This window comes from Siccibacter colletis, assembly GCF_000696575.1.
Lineage (GTDB): Bacteria > Pseudomonadota > Gammaproteobacteria > Enterobacterales > Enterobacteriaceae > Siccibacter > Siccibacter colletis.
On sequence record NZ_JMSQ01000001.1, the window covers coordinates 410766 to 427148 of the forward strand.

The 16383-nt window shown below is 57.3% G+C and carries 18 protein-coding genes; 5 read left to right on the forward strand and 13 right to left on the reverse strand.

The features are described 5' to 3' along the window. Positions 1-6 precede the first annotated feature (6 nt). Positions 7-1044, reverse strand: coding sequence for a permease (locus ET34_RS0101940; protein ID WP_031519002.1), 1038 nt, complete (start codon positions 1042-1044; stop codon positions 7-9). 85 nt (positions 1045-1129) lie between these two features. Beyond that, on the reverse strand, positions 1130-1780 hold the full coding sequence (locus tag ET34_RS0101945; RefSeq protein WP_031519003.1) for an NAD-dependent epimerase/dehydratase family protein: 651 nt from the start codon (positions 1778-1780) through the stop codon (positions 1130-1132). Between the two features lie 143 nt (positions 1781-1923). Here ET34_RS0101945 and ET34_RS0101950 point away from each other — a divergent pair, with 143 nt between their 5' ends. Beyond that, complete coding sequence (locus tag ET34_RS0101950; RefSeq protein WP_031519004.1) at positions 1924-2442, forward strand: type 1 glutamine amidotransferase domain-containing protein; 519 nt, start codon at positions 1924-1926, stop codon at positions 2440-2442. On the opposite strand, the gene ET34_RS0101955 is transcribed toward ET34_RS0101950, so the two are convergent. Beyond that, positions 2422-2868 (reverse strand): YhbP family protein, encoded by a 447-nt coding sequence (locus ET34_RS0101955; protein WP_031519005.1) that lies wholly within the window; start codon positions 2866-2868, stop codon positions 2422-2424. The genes ET34_RS0101950 and ET34_RS0101955 overlap by 21 nt on opposite strands. A gap of 81 nt (positions 2869-2949) precedes the next feature. Between ET34_RS0101955 and ET34_RS0101960 the strand changes: the two genes are divergently transcribed. Next, positions 2950-3270: a GIY-YIG nuclease family protein gene (locus ET34_RS0101960; protein WP_051640443.1), complete on the forward strand. Its 321-nt coding sequence runs from the start codon at positions 2950-2952 to the stop codon at positions 3268-3270. On the opposite strand, the gene ET34_RS0101965 is transcribed toward ET34_RS0101960, so the two are convergent. Both ET34_RS0101965 and ubiT read right to left on the reverse strand, forming a co-directional pair. Further along, on the reverse strand, positions 3257-3760 hold the full coding sequence (locus ET34_RS0101965; protein ID WP_031519007.1) for a GNAT family N-acetyltransferase: 504 nt from the start codon (positions 3758-3760) through the stop codon (positions 3257-3259). The genes ET34_RS0101960 and ET34_RS0101965 overlap by 14 nt on opposite strands. Continuing rightward, positions 3754-4278, reverse strand: coding sequence for a ubiquinone anaerobic biosynthesis accessory factor UbiT (gene ubiT, locus ET34_RS0101970; RefSeq protein WP_031519008.1), 525 nt, complete (start codon positions 4276-4278; stop codon positions 3754-3756). Before ubiT ends, ET34_RS0101965 begins: the two co-directional genes overlap by 7 nt. 250 nt (positions 4279-4528) lie before the next feature. Here ubiT and ubiU point away from each other — a divergent pair, with 250 nt between their 5' ends. The 3 genes from ubiU (at position 4529) to ET34_RS0101985 (ending at position 7604) form a co-directional block, all read left to right on the forward strand. Then, the gene (ubiU, locus tag ET34_RS0101975; protein WP_031519009.1) at positions 4529-5524 is read left to right on the forward strand and encodes a ubiquinone anaerobic biosynthesis protein UbiU; all 996 of its coding nucleotides are present in this window, start codon (positions 4529-4531) and stop codon (positions 5522-5524) included. A gap of 10 nt (positions 5525-5534) precedes the next feature. Beyond that, a complete protein-coding gene (locus ET34_RS0101980; RefSeq protein WP_031519010.1) occupies positions 5535-6413 on the forward strand; it encodes a U32 family peptidase in 879 nt (292 codons plus the stop codon). A gap of 180 nt (positions 6414-6593) precedes the next feature. Beyond that, positions 6594-7604: a luciferase-like monooxygenase gene (locus tag ET34_RS0101985; RefSeq protein ID WP_031519011.1), complete on the forward strand. Its 1011-nt coding sequence runs from the start codon at positions 6594-6596 to the stop codon at positions 7602-7604. A 58-nt stretch (positions 7605-7662) separates the two neighbouring features. Here the strand turns inward: ET34_RS0101985 and mtr are convergent, their stop codons facing one another. The 8 genes from mtr to rbfA form a co-directional block, all read right to left on the reverse strand. Further along, positions 7663-8907, reverse strand: coding sequence for a tryptophan permease (gene mtr, locus ET34_RS0101990; RefSeq protein ID WP_031519012.1), 1245 nt, complete (start codon positions 8905-8907; stop codon positions 7663-7665). Between the two features lie 133 nt (positions 8908-9040). After that, on the reverse strand, positions 9041-10951 hold the full coding sequence (locus ET34_RS0101995; RefSeq protein ID WP_031519013.1) for a DEAD/DEAH family ATP-dependent RNA helicase: 1911 nt from the start codon (positions 10949-10951) through the stop codon (positions 9041-9043). After that, on the reverse strand, positions 10944-11024 hold the full coding sequence (yrbN, locus tag ET34_RS22420) for a protein YrbN (protein ID WP_097563900.1): 81 nt from the start codon (positions 11022-11024) through the stop codon (positions 10944-10946). Before yrbN ends, ET34_RS0101995 begins: the two co-directional genes overlap by 8 nt. A gap of 103 nt (positions 11025-11127) precedes the next feature. After that, positions 11128-12012, reverse strand: coding sequence for a lipoprotein NlpI (gene nlpI, locus ET34_RS0102000; protein WP_031519014.1), 885 nt, complete (start codon positions 12010-12012; stop codon positions 11128-11130). A gap of 116 nt (positions 12013-12128) precedes the next feature. Then, positions 12129-14264 carry a polyribonucleotide nucleotidyltransferase gene (gene pnp / locus ET34_RS0102005; RefSeq protein WP_031519015.1) on the reverse strand — a complete coding sequence of 712 codons (2136 nt, stop codon included), beginning with the start codon at positions 14262-14264 and terminating at the stop codon, positions 12129-12131. A gap of 244 nt (positions 14265-14508) precedes the next feature. After that, entirely contained in the window at positions 14509-14778 is a 270-nt protein-coding gene (gene rpsO, locus ET34_RS0102010) for a 30S ribosomal protein S15 (protein ID WP_004385056.1), read from the reverse strand. A 152-nt stretch (positions 14779-14930) separates the two neighbouring features. Next, the gene (gene truB / locus ET34_RS0102015; RefSeq protein WP_031519017.1) at positions 14931-15875 is read right to left on the reverse strand and encodes a tRNA pseudouridine(55) synthase TruB; all 945 of its coding nucleotides are present in this window, start codon (positions 15873-15875) and stop codon (positions 14931-14933) included. Further along, positions 15875-16276: a 30S ribosome-binding factor RbfA gene (gene rbfA, locus ET34_RS0102020; RefSeq protein WP_031519018.1), complete on the reverse strand. Its 402-nt coding sequence runs from the start codon at positions 16274-16276 to the stop codon at positions 15875-15877. Before rbfA ends, truB begins: the two co-directional genes overlap by 1 nt. Positions 16277-16383 lie beyond the last annotated feature (107 nt).

Below are 16383 nucleotides of genomic sequence, written 5' to 3' on the forward strand. Positions count from 1 at the left end.
TGCTTATCAGATCAGCGCTACGCTGCCGAGAAGTATCCCGCACAGAATAACCAGCCCACCGGTAAGCCACAGTGCTTTCGCCGGGAATGATTTGCGCAGCATAATTAGCGACGGCAGGCTCACTGCTGGCAGCGTGATCAGTAGCGCCAGCGCCGGTGCCACACCCATGCCCGCCATCATCATGGTCTGCACGATGGGGATTTCGGCGGCGGTAGGAATAACGAACAGGCAGCCGGCAATCGCCATCATCACCACCCAAAACAGCGTATTGTCGATCCCGGCATCCGCATGCGGGAACAGCCAGACGCGCGCCGCACCGAGTGCCAGCACGGCCAGTACGTATACCGGTATGGTGCTCCAGAACAGGTTCCACAGCGCGCTGCCCCAGCGGCGCATAAATTGTTCGTCCGCCACGTTCTCTTCAGCAGGCATATCGACAATTACCGGAGCATCGTCTTTGGTGTAATGCTGAACCAGCAGCGCCACGCCGACCACGGTCAGGATACCCGCCAGCAGACGCACAAAGGCAAAATTCCAGCCCAGCACAAAGCCCATAAATACCAGCGTTGCAGGGTTGAGCAACGGGTTGCCCATCCAGAACGCCAGCGCCCCACCCATCGACACCGACTGGCGGCGCATACCCGCCGTCACCGGCGCAGCACAGCAGCTGCACATCATGCCCGGCAGCGACAGCAGCGTCCCAAACAGCGTGCCGGAGAGACGACGCTGGCCCAGGGTGCGCACCAGCCAGTTACGCGGGATCAGCACCTGCACCAGCGAGCCGAGGATCACCCCCAGCACCGCGGCTTTCCATACCGCCAGGAAATAGACCATCGCATAGTCGAGCGCCGCCCGGAACGGGCTGTCGCTGACGTTAGCAAGAATAGAGTTACCGATGCTGTGCGTTTCGGAGGCGGTAAAGGCTTTGCCGTAATACGGCTGCCATTTCACATACCAGAGGCCGACAATAACAACGAGAAAGAAGAGCGCGGGTTTCCACCAGACGACTGGTTTGACCGCGAGAGATGAAGACTGACCAGCCATAACATTCCTCTGAATGGATAATTTGTAATGATTTTGTTGTAAAAACCGCGCTCATACTACGCCTGGGGCTGGCGCTTGAAAAGGGCTAAATCAGCGGCGTTTGTGTGGCTTTCTCGTGCAATTGACCGGAATTCAGGATAGTTACCTCCTCTCGCGCCGGCGAAAAAGCTTCGTTTAGCAAGGCGCGGGCAACGTCGCTGGCCTGCACCGAGCGCCATTTCGCGGGCAGCAGGCGAAACAGCGGGGCAAAAAGCGACTCGCCAGGGCGTCGTTTTTCACGTTTGCCCAGCAGCAGAGAGGGCCGCGCAAGGGTAAGTCGCGGCCACTGCTGGGCGATAAGCGAGGCTTCCATCTCACCCTTCACCCGATTGTAAAAGAAGGGCGAGCGCTTGCTGGCACCCACCGCGCTAACCACCAGCATATGCTTTGCGCCGAGCCGCAGCCCGGCCAGCGCGGTGTCCACCACCAGCGTATAGTCGGCAAGGATGAACGCCTCTTTGCTCCCCGCTTCACGCCGCGTGGTACCCAGGCAGCAAAAGACAATATCAATCGGCTCCGACAGCTGCGTCAGCACATCGGTCAACTGCGGATCGCGCGGATTCGTCACTTTGCGCATCGGTGGCAGCGGACGCCGGGTCGGTGCGACGATCTGTGTAACGCGTGGGTCATCATTCAGCAGGCGAATCAAATGCCCTCCCACCAGCCCGGTCGCGCCGGTAATCAGTATGCGGCTCATCGTTGCCCCCTTTACAGATAAGTCCGTGTTGCAATGTGGTGTGCCTGTACCAGGCTTAATAACCTGTGTTTGTTAATTATTTACCATTTACGGTGAATTACCTCACAGCATGATGCATCTGAAACCAAAACAACGGAGGAAATATGAGCAAGAAGATTGCAGTCTTGATCACCGACGAGTTTGAAGATTCAGAGTTCACCTCACCGGCTGAGGCGTTCCGTAAAGCGGGCCACGAGGTGGTCACGATTGAAAAACAAGCCGGTAATACCGTGAAAGGTAAGCAAGGAGAAGCGGAAGTCACCATCGACAAATCCATTGACGATGTGACGCCGGAGGAGTTCGACGCACTGCTGCTGCCGGGCGGCCACTCGCCGGATTCGCTGCGCGGCGACGAGCGCTTCGTCAGCTTCACCCGCGACTTTGTGAACAGCGGCAAACCGGTATTCGCCATCTGTCACGGACCGCAGCTGCTGATCAGCGCCGACGTGATCCGCGGACGTAAACTGACAACCGTGAAACCGATCATCATCGACGTGAAAAACGCCGGTGCTGAGTTCCACGATCAGGAAGTGGTGATCGACAAGGATCAGCTGGTAACCAGCCGTACCCCTGACGATCTGCCCGCGTTTAACCGCGAGGCGCTACGCCTGCTCGGTGCCTGAAGGCTCGCGTAGCCAGTAGAATTTCTTACCAAAGCTCAGCGTGTTATCGGTGAACTTCAGTTCATCGAGCCGGATCTCCCAGACCGGGGCCGACATTGCACGGGCTACCGGAAAGCGGCGGCAGTAGCGGCTACGCGCCGCGTCGCTTTCCGGGCCATTCAGCAATCGAATCTCACCTTTGAACTGTATGCCGCGGATCAAGGCGACGTTTTTCGGCTGGCCGCTGATCGTGCCGGCGACCCGAGCCGCCTCCCCCGTCAGCCTGCCGTGACGCGTCCCGGTGTCGCTGAGCAGCCACAGCACCATGCTGTCTGCATCAAAGCAGTAAAAGGCATTGGCGCACCACATGTCGTCTTCTGTTGCCACGCACCAGCTCACCACATGCTGTTTCGCCAGCCAGCGGCTGATTCTTTCCCGATTCTCCACGCTCTCTCCTGTTAACTGACCCTGCCCACCTGCGCCAGGCTGTGCTAGGGTAGCGCCATGCCCGATAACGCCATAACGCTTATGTCACCCTGGTATCTCTATCTTATCCGCACCGCCGATAATCGTCTTTATACCGGCATCTCAACGGACGTGGAACGTCGCCTGCGCCAGCATCAGCAGGGAAAAGGCGCGCGCTCACTACGCGGCAAAGGGGAACTGACGATGGTGTTCAGCACGCTGGTAGGCGATCGCTCCGCCGCGTTGCGGGCGGAGTATCGTATTAAACAGCTGACGAAACGGCAAAAAGAACAACTGGTTGCCGGAAGCGTGACGTTTGGCGACCTGCTTGGTCACCAGACGTTGGGCGAGGTATGCGACGAGGCCGCCGCTACACGCGATTGAAATGTTCCTGGTACTCCACGCGGCCGCTGACGCCGTTGAGCGCGTCGTCGGCCAGCGGACGGAGCTGGAACGCTGCTTCGGCACCTGGCCAGCGACAGTGCAGGCCATACCGGGCAGCCGGTTCAAAGCCCAGACGGCCGTAAAATGCCGGCTCACCAAGGGTAACCACGGCGGCATAGCCAAACTCGTTGAGCGAATCCAGCCCTTCATACACCAGCTGGCTGCCCAATCCCTGGCCGCGGTACGCCGCATCAACCGCCAGCGGTGCGAGGCCCACCCACTGCAGCTCTTCGCCTTCCACCGCCACCGGGCTAAAGGCTACGTAGCCGACAACCTGCCCTTCATCGTCGGTGGCGACGACGCCAAGGGTTAACAGGCCATCTTCGCGCAGCTCGCGGATCAGCGCCGCTTCGGCGTCACGCTCGAAGGTACGGCGCAGCAGCGCATCAATGCCTGGCGCATCAATGGGAATTTCAACACGGATTAACATGCTTCACCTACAGAAGTAGTACGGGAGTCGGGGGCGTCACGCATACCCGCTTCGACGAAGTCGGCCATCTGCATCAGCATAAAACGCAACGGTTTTGGCATGGCGTCCAGCTCGATGGTGTCCATCAGGTTTTTAACGTACAGACCCAGCTCGGTATCCCCCTCAATAATGAGGCGGCGCTGGAAAAAGAGGGTATCCGGATCCTGCTTGCGTGCTGCGATCATCAGCAGATCGCTGGCGTCGGCGCTGAAGCAGACGTCTGCCGGCGCGTTTTCGCGTACCACCAGCCGATCGTTTTCCAGCGAGATACACCATGAGAGATCGATATCGCGCACGCTAATGCTCAGCCAGCGCCCGTCGAGAAACTCGAGTTCGCCTTCTGCCAGCGCCTTACCGAGCTGCCAGTGCAGCAGCTGCTCCAGCGCCTGACGCTTGAGCGCGAATGGCACCATTTTTACCGGCGTTTTCAGCAAAGATGGTCCGGTACGAACCAGACGCGAACGAAGTTTATTCAACACGTACCCTTCTCCTCGTAAAAAAATATCCGGACATTGTGCCATATACCCCAGAGCGAATAGCGGCATAAATCAACTATCGGCCAGTTCAGGCTACCCCTTTATGGATGCCATCAATACGTCAATAAATGCCTTAAATCAAAAATTATTCGCAAAGGGTTAACTAAAATCCCCCTTCACTTAACATTTTCGCTGCTTAAAAAACGGGCAGCGCTGCGGCGCAATGCGCCATTCCAACCATGCAGGAAATCTTATGGAATTGCTTTGCCCCGCCGGTAATCTTCCGGCCCTCAAGGCGGCCATCGAGAATGGTGCCGATGCGGTTTATATTGGCCTGAAGGATGACACCAATGCCCGCCACTTCGCCGGGCTGAACTTTACCGAAAAGAAGCTGCAGGAGGCGGTGAGCTTTGTTCACCAGCACAAGCGCAAACTGCACATCGCAATCAACACCTTTGCCCACCCTGACGGCTACGAGCGCTGGCAGCGTGCGGTTGATATGGCAGCCCAGCTTGGCGCGGACGCGCTGATCCTCGCCGACCTGGCGATGCTGGAGTACGCCGCGACCCGCTATCCGCACATTGAACGCCACGTCTCGGTGCAGGCTTCCGCGACAAACGAAGAAGCGATTCGCTTCTACCACAACCATTTCGACGTCGCGCGCGTGGTGCTGCCGCGCGTGCTGTCAATTCATCAGGTGAAGCAGCTCGCCCGGGTCACGCCGGTGCCGCTTGAGGTGTTTGCCTTCGGCAGCCTGTGCATCATGGCAGAAGGCCGCTGCTATCTCTCCTCCTGGCTGACCGGCGAATCGCCTAATACTGTGGGTGCCTGCTCCCCGGCACGCTACGTGCGCTGGCAGCAGACGCCGCAGGGGCTGGAGTCGCGGCTGAACAACGTGCTGATTGACCGCTATGCAGAAGATGAGAACGCCGGGTACCCGACACTGTGCAAAGGCCGCTATCAGGTTGACGGTCAGCGCTATCACGCCCTGGAGGAGCCCACCAGTTTGAATACGCTGGAGCTGCTGCCGGAGCTGCTGGCGGCCAATATCGCTTCGGTGAAAATCGAAGGTCGTCAGCGCAGCCCGGCTTACGTCAGCCAGGTTGCCCGCGTCTGGCGGCAGGCTATCGATCGCTGCATGGCCAACCCGCAGGCCTACACGCCACATGCCGAATGGATGCAGACCCTCGGCGCGATGGCAGAAGGCACCCAGACCACGCTGGGTGCCTATCACCGTAAATGGCAGTAAAGGAGTCACCATGAAATACTCTCTCGGACCGGTGCTCTGGTACTGGCCAAAAGCAACCCTTGAGGCGTTCTATCTACAGGCCGCAAACAGCAGCGCCGACGTCATTTACCTGGGCGAGACGGTGTGCAGCAAGCGCCGCGCCACCAAAACCGCTGACTGGCTGGATCTGGCCCGTCAGCTCGCCGGTTCCGGTAAGCAGGTAGTGCTCTCCACCCTCGCGCTGGTACAGGCTCCCTCAGAACTTACGGAAGTGAAGCGCTATGTGGATAACGGCGAGTTTCTGATTGAAGCCAACGATCTCGGCACGGTCAATATGGCCGCCGAGCGCAAGCTGCCGTTTGTCGCGGGCCACGCCCTGAACTGCTATAACGCGGTGACCCTGAAGATCCTGCTTAATCAGGGCATGACGCGCTGGTGCATGCCGGTGGAGCTGTCGCGCGACTGGCTGATCAACCTGCTGAACCAGTGTCAACAGCTCGGCATTCGCGAGCGCTTTGAAGTGGAAGTGCTGAGCTACGGCCATCTGCCGCTGGCGTACTCCGCGCGCTGCTTTACCGCCCGTTCGGAAGATCGTCCGAAGGACGAGTGCGAAACCTGCTGCATTAACTACCCCAACGGGCGGCCGGTGCTCTCTCAGGAGGATCAGCAGGTGTTCGTCCTGAACGGCATTCAGACCATGAGCGGTTACGTCTACAACCTCGGCAATGAACTGACGGCCATGCAGGGGCTGGTGGATATGGTGCGGCTCTCTCCGAGCGGCCTGGAAACGCTGGCGCTGATTGACGCGTTTCGCGCCAATGAAAACGGTGCCGCACCGCTGCCGCTGACGGCGAACAGTGACTGCAACGGCTACTGGCGTCGCCTCGCCGGGCTTGAACTGCAAGCCTGATAACAGCTCACTTTGTTAACGCGGTGACAGCACTTTTCATGCAGTATTGAAATGACAGCTTTCTGGCGGCTCGCCGGGCAAAATGCCCGGAATGAGCCAGGCTGGAAGAAGACCTTCAATCTGATGACTATGCTGTTGGCGCCGCGTCATGCCGGCAGGCAAAGAAAAAAGTGAGCCGTTATGTCTGATAAATCTACCGTTGCTTTCTCCGTACTCGACCTCGCCCCGATCCCGCAGGGATCTTCCGCCGCCGACGCCTTCAGCCATTCGCTGGATCTGGCGCGCCTCGCCGAACGCCGGGGCTACAACCGCTTCTGGCTGGCGGAACACCACAACATGACCGGGATTGCCAGCGCTGCTACCTCGGTGCTGATTGGCTATCTTGCGGCGAACACAACGACGCTGCACCTCGGTTCCGGCGGCGTGATGCTGCCAAACCATGCGCCGCTGGTGATCGCCGAGCAGTTCGGTACGCTGGATACCCTGTATCCGGGGCGTATCGATCTGGGCCTGGGGCGTGCACCGGGTAGCGATCAGCGCACCATGATGGCGCTGCGTCGTCATATGAGCGGCGATATCGATAATTTCCCGCGCGACGTAGCGGAGCTGGTGGAGTGGTTTGATGCCCGCGATCCAAACCCGCCTGTGCGCCCGGTGCCGGGCTACGGTTCGCGCATTCCGGTCTGGCTGCTCGGCTCCAGCCTGTACAGCGCACAGCTCGCTGCGCAGATGGGGCTGCCGTTTGCGTTCGCCTCCCACTTCGCGCCGGATATGCTGTTCCAGGCGCTGCACCTCTACCGCACCCACTTCAAACCGTCGGCGCGGCTTGAGAAGCCCTATGCGATGGTGTGCATCAACATCGTGGCCGCCGACAGCAACCGCGATGCGGAATTCCTGTTTACCTCCATGCAGCAGGCCTTCGTGAAGCTGCGCCGCGGCGAGACCGGGCAACTGCCGCCGCCGATTGAAAACATGGAGAGCTTCTGGTCGCCATCCGAGCAGTACGGCGTTCAGCAGGCGTTGAGCATGTCGCTGGTAGGCGATAAGGCGAAGGTGCGTCACGGGCTGGAGTCGATCCTGCGTGAAACCCAGGCAGATGAGATTATGGTCAACGGTCAGATCTTCGATCACGCCGCGCGCCTGCACTCTTTCGATCTGGCGATGCAGGTGAAGGAAGAACTGCTGGGCTGATTCTCTTTAGCGTAAAACCAGGTGGATAAGCGTCAGCCTGTCCACCTTTTTTTATGGCTTAGTTCCAGACCGGCAGCAGATCGAAGGTCGACATCAGGTGCACCAGCGCGTTTCCGATACCAAACACCAGAATCAGCACAATCATCGGCGTTCCACCCCAGACCCGGAACTGCGGGCTGCCAAAGCGTTTGCGGGAAGCACGCGCCAGCAATGCAGGAACAATTGCCGCCCAGATAGTGGCCGCCAGCCCGGCATAACCAATCGCGTAGAGAAAACCATCCGGCCACAGCAGCCCGCCGATAATCGGCGGTGCGAAGGTCAGCAGCGCGGTTTTGAGGCGCCCGAGGCGGGAGTCGTCAAATCCGAACAGATCGGCCAGATAGTCGAACAGCCCCAGCGTCACCCCAAGAAACGAACTCGCTACTGCAAAGTTTGAGAACACCACCAGCAGCAGATCCAGGCTGCGGCTGTTCAGCACGCCGCTCAGCGCCTGCACCAGTACATCAATGTTACCGCCCTTCTGCGCAATTGCGATGAAGTCATGGCGCGGAATGTTGCCCATCGTCGCCAGCAGCCATACGGCATACAGCCCCAGCGCCAGCAAGGTGCCACCGATCAGGCAGCGCACGATAACGCGCGGGTTTTTCCCGTAGTACTTCATCAGGCTCGGGACGTTGCCGTGATACCCAAAGGAGGCCAGACAAAACGGCAGCGTCATCAGCAGATAAGGCGTGTAGCTTGGGTGCAACTCCGCCACGTTAAACAGCGTCGCGGGCTCGACATGCCCCAGCAGGCTGCCAAAGGTCAGGAAGAAGGTGATCACCTTCGCCCCGAGGACAATCGCCGTCATGCGGCTGACCGCCCGGGTGGAGAGCCAGACGATAAACGCGACCACCAGCGCAAACAGCAGACCGGCCAGACGCGCCGGGGCGTTTATCGACAGTTCGCCGAACGTATGGTGCAGGATCGAGCCGCTGGCGGAGATGTAGGCGTAGGTCAGGATGTAGAGCACAAACGCGATGGACAGCCCGTTGATCCGGTTCCAGACGTTACCCAGCAGGTCGCGGGTCATGGTGTCGAAGCTGGCACCGACGTGATAGTTGAGATTGGCTTCGAGGATCATCAGCCCGGAGTGCAGCATGCAGAACCAGGTAAACACTAACGCCGCGAGCGACCAGAAGAACCAGGCGCCGGACATCACCACGGGCAGGGAAAACATGCCGGCACCAATGATGGTGCCGCCGATAATAACCATTCCGGCAAAGGTTGAAGGCGTAGCGCGGGTAAGTGCGGCTGAGGTCATGCAGTGCAGTCCTGAAAAATAATGATGTCTGTGTGCAGCATTGTACCAGTACATGAGTACATTGCAGATAAAAAAAGTCCCGATCGTAATGACCGGGACTGTATCGTTTACTTTACGCTATTAGCGCGGGTGATTATGCATCACGACGACGGGTCGGTGCGCCTTCAGGACGCGGACCACGGCTTTCACGACGCTCGCCGCCGAAGCTGCGACCACCTTCACGACGTTCACCGCTGAAGCGACGACCTTCCGGACGCGCGCCTTCGCGACGTTCACCGCCGAAACCACGACCACCGCCGTTACCACCGCGACGCTCGCCACCACCGGTGCGCGGTTGCGCATCGCCCAGCAGCTGCATGTTCATCGGCTTGTTCAGGATGCGGGTACGGGTAAAGTGCTGCAGAACCTCGCCCGGCATACCTTTCGGCAGCTCGATGGTGGAGTGAGAACCGAACAGCTTGATGTTACCGATGTAACGGCTGCTGATGTCGCCTTCGTTAGCGATCGCGCCAACGATGTGACGTACTTCAACGCCGTCATCACGGCCCACTTCAATGCGGTACAGTTCCATATCACCAACATCACGACGCTCGCGACGCGGACGGTCTTCACCACCACGCTCCGGACGATCGCCACGCGGGCCACGGTCATTACGGTCGCCACGACGCTCGAAGCGGTCATCACGCTCACGGAACTCACGCTTAGGACGCATCGGCGCATCCGGCGGCAGGATCAGCGGACGTTCGCCCTGGGCCATTTTCAGCAGTGCTGCAGCCAGGGTTTCGATATCCAGCTCTTCTTCCGCAGCCGGCTGGATTTTCGCCAGCAGGGCACGGTACTGATCCAGATCGCTGCTTTCAAGCTGCTGCTGTACTTTTGCCGCGAACTTAGCCAGACGACGCTCGCTCAGCAGTTCTGCGTTCGGCAGTTCTACTTCCGGGATGGTCAGCTTCATGGTGCGTTCGATGTTGCGCAGCAGACGACGCTCGCGGTTCTCAACGAACAGCAGCGCACGGCCAGCACGACCCGCACGACCGGTACGGCCGATACGGTGAACGTAAGACTCAGAGTCCATCGGGATATCGTAGTTAACCACCAGGCTGATACGCTCAACGTCGAGGCCACGGGCAGCAACGTCAGTAGCAATCAGGATATCCAGACGACCGTCTTTCAGACGCTCCAGGGTCTGCTCACGCAGCGCCTGGTTCATGTCACCGTTCAGCGCGGCGCTGTTGTAACCGCTGCGCTCCAGCGCTTCAGCCACTTCCAGGGTCGCGTTCTTGGTACGCACGAAGATGATCGCCGCGTCAAAGTCTTCCGCTTCCAGGAAACGCACCAGCGCTTCATTTTTACGCATGCCGTAAACAGACCAGTAGCTCTGGCTGATGTCCGGACGGGTGGTCACGCTGGACTGAATGCGCACTTCCTGCGGCTCTTTCATGAAGCGGCGGGTAATGCGACGGATCGCTTCCGGCATGGTCGCGGAGAACAGCGCGGTCTGATGTTCAGCCGGGATCTGCGCCATGATGGTTTCAACGTCTTCGATGAAGCCCATACGCAGCATCTCATCCGCTTCATCCAGTACCAGACCTTTCAGGCTGGAGAGATTCAGCGTGCCACGCTTCAGGTGGTCCAGCAGACGGCCCGGGGTACCCACAACAATCTGTGGGCCCTGACGCAGGGCGCGCAGCTGCACGTCATAACGCTGGCCGCCGTACAGGGCCACGACGTTTACGCCATGCATGTGTTTAGAGAAATCGGTCATTGCTTCAGCAACCTGAACCGCCAGTTCGCGGGTCGGCGCCAGCACCAGGATTTGCGGTGCGCGCAGGTCTGAATCAATGTTGTTAAGCAGCGGCAGAGAGAATGCTGCGGTTTTGCCGCTACCGGTCTGGGCCATACCCAGAACATCGCGACCGCCAAGCAGATGCGGAATACATTCAGCCTGGATTGGAGATGGTTTTTCGTAACCCAGATCGTTAAGGGCTTCAAGGATAGGAGCCTTCAGGCCCAGATCAGTAAAAGTGGTTTCGAATTCAGCCATGTAGTACGAGTGCCTCAGAATTAATGGCGGCCAGTCTACATAACTCATCGTGAAAATTTTCTGCAATTTTCATTAAAAGTGTGAACCGGCTCAAAGTATGTGGATTGACGAACAAACAAGCCCTCACCCGCTAAGGTGATGACTCACAAGGAAAAAATGGGCTGAAAGTTCGTCAGCTATTGCTGGTCCGATTCTGCCAGGTCTTCTTGCTCCTGGCCCAAGAGCGCTAATTCCAACAATGCGTAACGGTGCTCAACGAAGTTGTGGACGTTGTTTGCAACCGCCAGTTTGAACAGTGCCGTGGCGCTGTCCTTATCCCCCAGACTTAGGTAGTACTTACCTAAATAGAAGTTGGTTTCACTGAGATGCTCAGCGAGCGAGGTGTTATCCGTTGCGTCTGCCTTCAGGCGATCCATCAGCGTTGCTTCGCTAATGTTGCCCAGCCAGAACTCGACAATGTTCCATCCCCATTGTTCTTTATCCGACTTCTCGAAGCGCTGTTGTAACGCTTCTTTGGCCTGCTTCTCATCGAGCTTCTGCTCAACGATGTAAAGCCACAGGCTGCGGAAAGGATCATTGGGATCGTCTTGATAAAACGCCAGCAGATCATCTTGCGCTAGCTTGTCACGTCCGCCGTAGTAGAGGGCGATTCCGCGATTCAAGTGCGCGTAGTTGTAAGTTGGATCAAGCTCAAGTACAGAATCAAACGCTTCATAAGCGGCATCAAAATTGCCCGCTTGCGTTAAATATATGCCTAAGTAATTGAATACTTCAGGCATATCAGGTCGGATTGCCAGCGCTTGTGAAAAATCATTTCGCGCTAAGGCTCGCAGACCGAGACTATCATACAACACTCCGCGCTCATATAAAAGCTGTGCGCGTTCATCATCGGTTAAAGCCCGACTTGCGAGGATTTGTTCCATGCGTGCCAGAATGACTTCCTGCTGCAAACTGGGTTGCAGAGGCACCGCCAGCACTTCACTCTTACGCCAGGCAGAGTTGCTGCATCCTGCCAGCGTTAAAGCTGTCGCAACGAAACACCAGCGCAAAAAAGGCTTCATTTCCTACTCCCGACGACAACAATTGGATGAACATCCTGTTCCCCGGCTGCAAACACAGCATCATGCCGTGTAACAAACAGCTCTCCATGTTGCCATGGAGAGCTAAATGGCAAACCTTACTCGGCTTCTGGTGCAGCCGGCGCGGCCGGTGCTTCAGCAGGCTGAGACTGCTCGGTTGCTTCTTTGATGCTCAGACGTACGCGGCCCTGACGGTCAACTTCCAGAACCTTAACCGGTACTTCCTGACCCATCTGCAGGTAATCAGTCACTTTCTCAACGCGCTTATCAGCGATCTGAGAGATGTGAACCAGACCTTCTTTACCGCCACCGATGGCAACAAATGCGCCAAAGTCAACGATACGGGTCACTTTACCATTGTAGATGCGACCCACTTCGATCTCAGCGGTGATCTCTTCGATACGACGGATAGCGTGTTTTGCTTTATCGTTATCGGTCGCTGCGATCTTCACGGTGCCGTCATCTTCGATTTCGATGGTGGTGCCGGTCTCTTCGGTCAGGGCACGGATAACAGAACCGCCTTTACCGATGACGTCTTTGATCTTGTCCGGGTTGATCTTGATGGTGTGAATACGCGGTGCGAATTCAGAGATATCACCGCGCGGCGCGTTGATAGCCTGCTCCATCACGCCCAGGATGTGCAGACGCGCACCTTTAGCCTGATTCAGCGCAGCCTGCATGATCTCTTTGGTGATGCCTTCAATTTTGATATCCATCTGCAGCGCAGTGATACCTTCGCGGGAGCCCGCAACTTTGAAGTCCATATCGCCAAGGTGATCTTCGTCGCCCAGGATGTCGGACAGTACAACGTAGTTGTCGCCCTCTTTCACCAGACCCATCGCGATGCCCGCAACGGCAGCTTTCACCGGTACGCCCGCGTCCATCAGTGCCAGAGAAGCACCGCACACGGAAGCCATGGAGGAAGAACCGTTAGATTCAGTGATTTCAGACACTACGCGCACGGTGTACGGGAAAGCATCGGCAGATGGCATAACAGCCAACACGCCACGCTTAGCCAGACGACCGTGACCAATCTCACGACGCTTCGGTGAACCGACCATGCCGGTTTCGCCTACGGAGTACGGAGGGAAGTTGTAGTGGAACAGGAAGCGGTCAGTACGCTCGCCCATCAGCTCATCAATGTTCTGCGCGTCACGCTCGGTACCCAGGGTAGCGGTAACCAGCGCCTGCGTTTCACCACGGGTGAACAGCGCGGAGCCGTGAGTACGCGGCAGTACGCCAGTGCGCACGTCCAGACCACGAATCATATCTTTTTCACGACCGTCGATACGCGGCTCGCCTGCCAGTACGCGGCTACGAACAACGTTTTTCTCGATGGCGTGCAGGATCTCGCCCAGCTCGTTGTCATCCAGAGACTCATCTTCTGCCAGCAGGGCAGCGATGGTTTCAGATTTGATGAGATCAACCTGGCTGTAACGTTCCTGTTTGTCGGTGATGCGGTACGCATCGCTCAGACGGGATTCTGCCAGCGCAGCAACGCGCGCGTTCAGCGCGTCGTTCACGGCTTCTGGCTGCCAGTCCCAGCGCGGTTTACCCGCTTCTTTCACCAGGTCGTTGATGTTCTGAATCACAACCTGCTGTTGGTCATGACCAAACACCACTGCGCCCAGCATCTGGTCTTCGCTCAGCAGTTCAGCTTCGGATTCAACCATCAGCACGGCACCTTCAGTACCAGCAACCACCAGATCCAGCTTGCTCTCTTTCAGCTCAGCCTGAGTCGGGTTCAGCACGTACTGGTCGTTGATGTAACCCACGCGAGCGGCACCGATTGGGCCGTTGAACGGAATACCAGACAGAGACAGCGCAGCAGAAGCGCCGATCATCGCGACGATATCCGGGTTAACCTGCGGGTTAACGGAAACCACGGTGGCGATGATCTGAACTTCGTTAACGAAGCCTTCCGGGAACAGTGGGCGAACCGGGCGGTCAATCAGACGCGCGATCAGGGTTTCGCCTTCGCCTGGACGGCCTTCACGACGGAAGAAGCCACCCGGGAAGCGACCAGCAGCGTAAGTACGCTCCTGGTAGTTAACAGTCAGCGGGAAGAAGTCCTGGCCTGGTTTCGCTTTTTTCTGACCAACAACGGTCACGAAAACCGCAGTGTCATCCATGCTCACCATGACGGCAGCAGTGGCCTGACGGGCCATCATGCCGGTCTCAAGCGTTACAGTATGTTGACCATACTGGAATTTACGAACGATCGGATTAAGCAAAATTTTACCCTTTCTTAATGAATGACAGCACGCCATTAGCAGTGCTGTCTGGTGACCGATCTTCTTGCATCCTCGCGACTAATGACAAGTCAGACCCGCTCATTTCGGGGCACCCTTCTCATTAGCCGCGCGAACCTCTGCACGAAGATCATGCTTTGCAACAATACATTAGTTTCCGAAGAATTGCTGCGGTCAGGTCGAAAAAAGGGGCCATACAGGCCCCTTTTTCTGAAACTCGCAAGAATTAGCGACGCAGACCCAGACGCTCGATCAGCGCAGTGTAGCGTGCAACATCTTTACGCTTCAGGTAGTCGAGCAGTTTACGACGCTGAGAAACCATACGCAGCAGACCACGACGGCTGTGGTGATCTTTTTTGTGCTCTGCAAAGTGACCCTGCAGGTGGTTAATCTGTGCAGTCAGCAGGGCAACCTGTACTTCAGTTGAACCGCTGTCGTTTTCGCCACGACCGAACTCAGAAACGATTTTAGCTTTAGCTTCAACGCTTAGAGACATTTTGAACTCCAGTTTATAGATAAATAACGAGGTGCCGATCTCTAATTCAGCATCCCCAATGAACACACCGTGAAAATGTAAACATCACACAGGTGTGTTGAGCCGCAATATTCTACCTGTCGCCACCTGTTATCGCAAGGTCGCGACATCGCTTATGCGGGATACTCAACAACCAGGCGGCGCGGAGCGACACGGCCTTGATCGTCTATTTCCGCCATGCCGATAAACTTCGCGTCATCGCCTTCAGTAACGCGCACCAGCCCGTTCAACGGGGCACCCGCCACGCGTACCGGCTGTCCGTTTTTAAAGTATACGGCCACCTCAGGCAGGACGTTCACCAGCGGAAAATCCGCTGCCGGACTGTCCATCGGCATCAGCAGTGGATCGAGCAGTTCGCCCGGTGCGATGTCGCGCGCCTGCGCCTCTTCAACCAACGCATTCAGCTGCTCCAGCGTCACCATGCGCTCAATGGGATACTTACTCACCGCCAGACGACGCAGGAAGATAACATGCGCGCCGCAGCCGAGTTTCTCACCCAGATCGTCAATGATGGTGCGGATGTATGTACCTTTGGAACAGTGCACTTCCAGCTCAAGCTCATCGCCTTCGTGGCGGATGAACAGCAGCTCGTACACGGTAATGGGTCGCGCTTCACGCGGTACCACAATTCCCTGACGCGCATACTCGTACAGCGGCTTACCCTGGTATTTCAGCGCCGAAAACATGGTCGGCACCTGCTGGGTGTCGCCCCGGAAGCTTTCCAGCGCCTCATCCAGTTGCGCGGCGCTGAAGCTAACCGGACGCTCCTCGACGATCTGCCCATCGGCATCCGACGTGTCCGTACGCTGCCCGAGCTTTGCGATAACGCGGTAGCGTTTATCGGAGTCAAGCAGGTACTGGGAAAACTTTGTCGCTTCTCCGAGACAGATCGGCAGCATGCCGGTCGCCAGCGGGTCAAGCGCGCCGGTATGCCCTGCCCGGTTAGCGTTATACAAACGCTTCACTTTTTGCAGCGCGTCGTTAGAGGAGAGACCCTGAGGTTTATCCAGCAAAAGAACGCCATGAATGTCGCGACCGCGACGACGAGGACGACTCATTAGTCCTCCTTGTTGTCGTCCGGGTTAACGCGGCGAGACTCATCGTTTTTGATCACGTTACTGACGAGGTTCGACATGCGCATACCTTCTACCAGCGAGTTATCGTAGAAGAAGGTCAGCTCAGGCACGATGCGCAGACGCATCGCTTTGCCCAGCAGTGAACGGATGAAGCCAGAGGCGTCCTGCAACGCTTTAATCCCGGCGTTAACCGCTTCTTCATCTTTATCGTTGAGGAAGGTTACAAATACTTTTGCGTAAGCAAGATCGCGGGATACTTCCACGCCGGAAACCGTTGTCATCAGACCCACGCGCGGATCTTTGATTTCGCGCTGCAGGATGATAGCGATTTCTTTCTGCATCTCCTGAGCCACGCGCTGCGGGCGACCAAATTCTTTCGCCATAATAATTCTCCACACTAAAGACTAAAAAGGGGCTAAAAGCCCCTTTTGAAAATTCTTGCCGGGTGGCGCAGCGCCAGCCCGGCCTACAATATCGTTAATCTCTGTTA

What these genes read in the sequence shown, in the direction of transcription:
- ET34_RS0101940 (WP_031519002.1), bottom strand. Translation starts at nt 1,044, where the DNA reads ATGGCTGGTCAGTCTTCATCTCTCGCGGTCAAACCAGTCGTCTGGTGG.
- ET34_RS0101945 (WP_031519003.1), bottom strand. Translation starts at nt 1,780, where the DNA reads ATGAGCCGCATACTGATTACCGGCGCGACCGGGCTGGTGGGAGGGCAT.
- ET34_RS0101950 (WP_031519004.1), top strand. Translation starts at nt 1,924, where the DNA reads ATGAGCAAGAAGATTGCAGTCTTGATCACCGACGAGTTTGAAGATTCA.
- ET34_RS0101960 (WP_051640443.1), top strand. Translation starts at nt 2,950, where the DNA reads ATGTCACCCTGGTATCTCTATCTTATCCGCACCGCCGATAATCGTCTT.
- ET34_RS0101965 (WP_031519007.1), bottom strand. Translation starts at nt 3,760, where the DNA reads ATGTTAATCCGTGTTGAAATTCCCATTGATGCGCCAGGCATTGATGCG.
- ubiU (WP_031519009.1), top strand. Translation starts at nt 4,529, where the DNA reads ATGGAATTGCTTTGCCCCGCCGGTAATCTTCCGGCCCTCAAGGCGGCC.
- ET34_RS0101980 (WP_031519010.1), top strand. Translation starts at nt 5,535, where the DNA reads ATGAAATACTCTCTCGGACCGGTGCTCTGGTACTGGCCAAAAGCAACC.
- ET34_RS0101985 (WP_031519011.1), top strand. Translation starts at nt 6,594, where the DNA reads ATGTCTGATAAATCTACCGTTGCTTTCTCCGTACTCGACCTCGCCCCG.
- mtr (WP_031519012.1), bottom strand. Translation starts at nt 8,907, where the DNA reads ATGACCTCAGCCGCACTTACCCGCGCTACGCCTTCAACCTTTGCCGGA.
- ET34_RS0101995 (WP_031519013.1), bottom strand. Translation starts at nt 10,951, where the DNA reads ATGGCTGAATTCGAAACCACTTTTACTGATCTGGGCCTGAAGGCTCCT.
- yrbN (WP_097563900.1), bottom strand. Translation starts at nt 11,024, where the DNA reads ATGAAAATTGCAGAAAATTTTCACGATGAGTTATGTAGACTGGCCGCC.
- nlpI (WP_031519014.1), bottom strand. Translation starts at nt 12,012, where the DNA reads ATGAAGCCTTTTTTGCGCTGGTGTTTCGTTGCGACAGCTTTAACGCTG.
- rpsO (WP_004385056.1), bottom strand. Translation starts at nt 14,778, where the DNA reads ATGTCTCTAAGCGTTGAAGCTAAAGCTAAAATCGTTTCTGAGTTCGGT.
- truB (WP_031519017.1), bottom strand. Translation starts at nt 15,875, where the DNA reads ATGAGTCGTCCTCGTCGTCGCGGTCGCGACATTCATGGCGTTCTTTTG.
- rbfA (WP_031519018.1), bottom strand. Translation starts at nt 16,276, where the DNA reads ATGGCGAAAGAATTTGGTCGCCCGCAGCGCGTGGCTCAGGAGATGCAG.